Below are 5,735 nucleotides of genomic sequence, written 5' to 3' on the forward strand. Positions count from 1 at the left end.
ATCCCGTACGGGTCATACTAAAAACAGTAGATGCTATTGCATCTACTGTTTTTTGATATTCATAGATACAAAATTTACTCTTGTTTCAATGCATTTTCATCCATATAAACTACTTCCCAGATGTGCCCATCTACATCTTGAAAACCCCAACCATACATAAATCCGTGATCTTGTGGTTCACTATAAGGTTTACCACCAGAGGCAAGAGCCTTATTCACTAATTGATCTACTTGTTCACGATTTTCAGCAGAAAGACATAAGATTGCTTCTGCAGAAGTAGTAGTATCTGTAACTTCTTTCTTACTAAATCCTTTAAATCGTTCTTCAACCATTATTAATACGAAGATATTTTCACTAATAATCATTGAGGCTGTTGTTTCATCACTGAATTGTTGATTGAACTCAAAACCTAATTCCTTAAAAAAACTGATCGATTTGTTTAGATCTTGTACTGGTAAATTGATAAAGATATTTTTCGATTGAAAAGCCATTTAGTATCACCTCCAAATTGACAGTATCATGGAGCATAAAGTCGTGTCAATTATAGCAAAGCGGGGCGCAAATGGAAGCCATTAGCACTATTAGAAGTAGGCGTTATGTCAACAAAAACAGAAAGGTTATATCTTCAACCTTTCTGTTTAAAAAGTTTTAACTATTTATCCTCTGGCTAGCATTCTTTCAAGTGAACTAAGTGCTTCAGCGGTAGTATGTTCATCTACTTGTATACGGTTATGAGGTTGACCTTGCTCAATACTTTCTAAGCTCCATAACAAATGTGGAAGGTCAATTCGATTCATTGTTAAACAAGGACAAAAGTTTTCGTTTAAGGAGACAATATGTTTATCAGGATGCTGCTTAATAATGCGATTGACAAGGTTCATTTCTGTTCCAATTGCCCATGCAGATCCGCTTGGAGCTCGATTGATTGTATCAATAATGTATTTTGTTGAGCCTGCATCATCAGCCGCTGCAACCACTTCACGGCTGCACTCAGGGTGAACAATTATCCTCATAGTCGGGTGTTCTTTGCGAATAACCTCTGTATGTTGAACAGTAAAACCTTCGTGCACAGAGCAGTGACCCTTCCAAAGAATAACCTGGATATTTTCAAGTGGCTCTTTTGTTTCGAGCAAGTTCTTATGTGGATTCCAAACAGCCATATTTTCAAGAGGTATACCTAAATCATAGGCAGTATTTCTTCCTAAATGTTGGTCAGGTAAAAAGAAGATACGCTGTTTTTGGGTAAAAGCCCATTGAACAAGTTCCTTTGCATTCGATGAAGTGACACAAGCACCACCATGTCTTCCAGTAAAGGCTTTAATAGCCGCAGTTGAGTTAACATAGGTTAGAGGAATAATCGTATCACCAAAGAGTTCTTGAAGAATTGGCCATGCTTGTTCAGTTTGATAAATATCAGCCATATCAGCCATTGAACAACCAGCGCGCATATCTGGTAAATAGACATGTTGCTGTTTCGTTGTCAGCATATCAGCAGTTTCTGCCATAAAATGTACACCGCAAAATACGATGTGTTCAGCTTCCTTATTTGCTGCGGATAATTGAGCTAACTGTAAAGAATCTCCAGTTGCATTTGCAAATTGAATGACTTCATCTTTTTGATAATGGTGGCCAGGAATAAATAATTTAGGACCTAATTTTTTCTTTATTGATAAAATACGAGATTCCATTTCCTTTACAGATAGTGCCCGATAATGCTCTGGGAGTAATGTCGTCTGTTGTAATAAACTAGTGATGGACAAGGGAATGATCTCCTTTCATTTGAACGAGTGCACTAATATCAAAAGCTTTAACTGAATGTGTTAAGGAGCCAAGTGAAATCCATTGAATACCCGTTTGGGCATAAGCCTTTAAATTTTCAAGTGTGATGCCCCCAGATGCTTCAGTCGCAATAGTGGGAGGAACAATGGGAAGCCATGCACGGATTTCTTCTGGGCTACGGTTATCAAACATAATAATATCTGCTCCTGCGTTGATAGCTTCTTCTAATTGTTCTTTTGATTCAATTTCAACTTCAATTTTTACGGTATGACCGACTTTCGCTCTAGCGGTCTGAACTGCCTTTGTAATGCTACCAGCAAAGGCAATATGATTGTCCTTTAGCATAATTGCGTCGTACAGGCCATTACGATGATTAAAAGCACCACCAATTCGAACAGCATATTTATCTAACATACGCAGTCCAGGTAGTGTTTTACGCGTATCACATATTTTTGCGTGAGTACCTACTGTTTCTTGAACGGCAAGATGGGCAGCCGTTGCAATAGCAGACATACGTTGAATAAGATTTAAAATGACACGCTCACCGATTAATAATTTTTGTAAGGGACCTTTAATCACAGCGAGTACATCACCTGACTTCACCATCTCTCCATCTTTTGTATGAAGATTGACTTCGATTGATCGATCGAGTAAGAGAAAGCCATGCTCAATAATGTTAGCCCCACAAAAAATTCCGCTTTCTTTCGCGTAAAAAGAAAAAGCTCCCTGTTGTTCGGCTGAAAAGATAAATTCACTCGATAAATCTCCATCTCCTAAATCCTCATTAAAAAATTGCTTGAGCATTTCCTCAAGTTTGATGATATTCATACAATGAGTTCCTCACTTTCATTTGTCCTTGCGAAAAAATAATCCATCGACTTGCCCATTGTGATTTCATTTCGGATTTATCCTTCCGAATATGAGCTCCTCTTGTTTCCGTTCGAGTAATTGCTGCATGTGCCATTAATGTGGCGACTACATGCATCATAAATAATTCCAACTCAGCTAGTTCTAGACCCTTTAAATTAACTTGAATAAGTGATTGCAAGGAGGGTAGTTGCTTTACAAAATGCTGCAAGTCATCAATATTTCTAACAATACCTAGGAACTGCATCATGTGTTGCTGTAATTGGGGTTTGCTAAATAAAGGTGGCATTTTATCAGGACATTGATGCTTTTCCAGTAAAAAGTTTTTTTGATGACACCCTTTTTGAATAATGAACTGCGCCATTTTTTGACCAAATGTAATACCTTCCAATAGGGAGTTACTTGCTAAACGATTCGCACCATGTACGCCTGTACAGGCAACCTCACCGACTGCATATAAGTTCGGTATAGTAGTTCTTCCTTTGTCATCAGCAATAACACCACCCATCAAGAAATGACTTCCTGGAGCCACGGGGATTAGACCATCTTGTAAATGAACGTGATGAACATGGCACAGCTGAGCAATTGTTGGAAACTTTGCTTCAAAGTCTTGAATGTTAGTGATATCAATAAACGTTTCTTCACCCGCTGCACGTTTTGTAAATAGGGCAAGTGCAGTAATATGTCTTGGTGCTAGGTCAAGTTGAGCATGTAAACCTGTCATAATGGGCTGATGCTGGGCATTAACAAAAATACCACCAGCCCCTCTGACAGCTTCAGAAACTAATCCCTTTGCTTCATTTTTACACCACAGAAGACTCGGGTGAAATTGCATAAATTCCATATCACTAATGGCAGCGCCTGCTCGAAATGCTAATGCGATCCCATCCCCTGTATTAGTTGGAAAATTAGATGTACTTGAATAAAGGGCACCTGCGCCACCTGTCGCTAAAATAACATGATGAGCCAAATAACGTTTTGTACCTTTTTCTCCTTTAGTTAGCACTCCTACACAGTCACCATCTGTATTCCGTAAAAGCTCATAAGCCATTTCATAGCAATTGATCTTTGTTTTGGGCGAAAGTTTATGAAGCAAGTAATCTATGAAAATCTGACCAGTACGATCACCACCTGCATGTAGAATACGATGATGACTATGTGCTCCTTCAAGTCCTAGAGCAGGTTTTCCATCGACCTGCCGATCAACAGGGAGGCCATCCTTTAGATAGTTTTGCATAATCTCAGTGCCATCTTTTATAAGTGTTTTAACATGCCTTTTCTCATGATGATACTCTCCAGCTTTCAATGTATCAGCAATATGATGTTGAATATGATCCTCCTCACTGGTAACAGCAGCAATCCCACCTTGTGCACGATAAGAACTACTCATATATATAGATGATTTTGTAACAATTTGTATTTGAAAATGTTTTTCAAGCACTAAAGCAGCCTGAAGTGCAGCAATACCACTACCAATTATAAGGACGTCTGTCTTTACATCCATTGTTATACCTTCTTTACAGTTGTCTTGACACTTATCTTTACATAAAATATAAAAGAAAACAAGACCTGATGAACAAGAGAGGAAGAAGACGATGATTTATATGGATTATGCTGCAACATCACCTATGATGAGGGAATCTCTTGAGGCATATGTAGAGGTGGCACAACGGTATTATGGAAATAGTGCGAGTTTGCATGATTTAGGGGGACAAGCTTTTTATTTTGTCCAGCAATCAAGGGAGGTTGTAGCCCAAGCCCTAGGTGTAACTAGTGATGGCGTAATTTTTACGGGTAGTGGAACAGAAGGAAATCTCATAGCCATCTTGTCGTTAGCGCTAGCCTCAAAAAAAGGAAAACACATTATTTCATCTCAAGCTGAGCATACGTCAGTGCATGCGGCTTTGAATACACTTGAGAAAAAGGGCTTTACTGTAACAAAATTACCTTTGCAGAAGGATGGTTGTGTTGATCTGGGGCAATTGCAACAAGCAATCCGGGAAGAGACTGCTTTGATTACCATTCAACATGTCAATTCTGAAATTGGTTCAATCCAGCCTGTAGAGAAAATCGTAAAGATGGCAAGAAAATCAAATATATTCTGTCATGTTGATTGTGTACAATCATTTGGCAAACTAGCTATACCACAAGGGGCAGATGCGATTACCATCTCGGCTCATAAAATAGGCGGACCAAAGGGCTGTGGTGCTATATATCTGAACCCTGCAATCAGAGTACCTGCATTAACACCAGGTTTGACACATGAGAGGGGTCTTAGAGGGGGGACATTAGATACTCCTGCAATCGTGGCCTTTGCCGCGGCAATTGAAAACTATCAATATGAATTGCAACATTATGAAACGCTAAGAAATTATTTTGAAAATAATTTACCTGAAAAATGTCAGCTCGTTGAGTGTAAACAGCAACTACCTAATATTTGTGGGGTAATGATGGAAAAAGTAGAGGGGCAATATGTTCTTTTAAAGTTAAATGAGGCGGGAATCTGTATCTCTACAGGTAGTGCATGTGATATTCATAGTGAATCGGGAACAAAGGCTATTCTATCAATGGGGTTCTCTTTGGAAGCGGCACGCCAATTTTTTAGAATATCTTTTGGACCTTCCACTACACTTGAGGATATTGTAAAATTAAAAATAGAGCTTTCAAATATTTAACGAAAAGACGAGTGAAGGATTATCTATATTCTTCACTTGTAGTGAAATAGATTATAAGCTAATAATATCGGCCAAATAAAATAATTGTTTTCTTTTGAACCAACAATTGCTATAATATTTTGCAGGGCAATATTTTCTCTTACTTAACAAAAATATCTTTAAAAAGTAATAATTTCTTTTTTTTTATAAAAAAGTATTGCACAATGTTAGAAAACGTTATACAATAATTCTTGTCTTGAAGGACAGGTAAACAACTTCAAAACAAGATACATAACAAAGTCTAGTGATGATGGCAAAGAGGTCACACCCGTTCCCATACCGAACACGGAAGTTAAGCTCTTTAGCGCCGATGGTAGTTGGGGGCTTCCCCCTGTGAGAGTCTGTCTCTTATACACATCTCCGAGCCCACGAGAC

The 5,735-nt window shown here is 38.4% G+C and carries 5 protein-coding genes; 1 reads left to right on the plus strand and 4 read right to left on the minus strand.

The genetic code is table 11. From position 1 onward, the window contains the following. Positions 1-74: 74 nt before the first annotated feature. From BFM98_RS20175 to nadB, 4 genes are all read right to left on the minus strand, one after another. Complete coding sequence (locus tag BFM98_RS20175; RefSeq protein ID WP_054548462.1) at positions 75-491, minus strand: VOC family protein; 417 nt, start codon at positions 489-491, stop codon at positions 75-77. Between the two features lie 165 nt (positions 492-656). Beyond that, a complete protein-coding gene (gene nadA, locus BFM98_RS20180) occupies positions 657-1,760 on the minus strand; it encodes a quinolinate synthase NadA (RefSeq protein ID WP_066038272.1) in 1,104 nt (367 codons plus the stop codon). Beyond that, the gene (gene nadC / locus BFM98_RS20185; protein ID WP_066038273.1) at positions 1,747-2,607 is read right to left on the minus strand and encodes a carboxylating nicotinate-nucleotide diphosphorylase; all 861 of its coding nucleotides are present in this window, start codon (positions 2,605-2,607) and stop codon (positions 1,747-1,749) included. Before nadC ends, nadA begins: the two co-directional genes overlap by 14 nt. Then, the gene (gene nadB, locus BFM98_RS20190) at positions 2,588-4,150 is read right to left on the minus strand and encodes an L-aspartate oxidase (protein WP_054548465.1); all 1,563 of its coding nucleotides are present in this window, start codon (positions 4,148-4,150) and stop codon (positions 2,588-2,590) included. The genes nadC and nadB overlap by 20 nt, the downstream gene beginning before the upstream one ends. Before the next feature lie 100 nt (positions 4,151-4,250). Here nadB and BFM98_RS20195 point away from each other — a divergent pair, with 100 nt between their 5' ends. After that, positions 4,251-5,321, plus strand: a complete 1,071-nt coding sequence (locus tag BFM98_RS20195) for a cysteine desulfurase family protein (protein WP_066038274.1) — start codon at positions 4,251-4,253, stop codon at positions 5,319-5,321. The last annotated feature ends 414 nt before the right edge of the window (positions 5,322-5,735 follow it).

This window comes from Lysinibacillus sp. AR18-8 (assembly GCF_001705465.1).
Lineage (GTDB): Bacteria > Bacillota > Bacilli > Bacillales_A > Planococcaceae > Lysinibacillus > Lysinibacillus capsici.

Coding starts and splice junctions, on each gene's coding strand:
- BFM98_RS20175 (WP_054548462.1), bottom strand. CDS start 491: ATGGCTTTTCAATCGAAAAATATCTTTATCAATTTACCAGTACAAGAT.
- nadC (WP_066038273.1), bottom strand. CDS start 2,607: ATGAATATCATCAAACTTGAGGAAATGCTCAAGCAATTTTTTAATGAG.
- nadB (WP_054548465.1), bottom strand. CDS start 4,150: ATGGATGTAAAGACAGACGTCCTTATAATTGGTAGTGGTATTGCTGCA.
- BFM98_RS20195 (WP_066038274.1), top strand. CDS start 4,251: ATGGATTATGCTGCAACATCACCTATGATGAGGGAATCTCTTGAGGCA.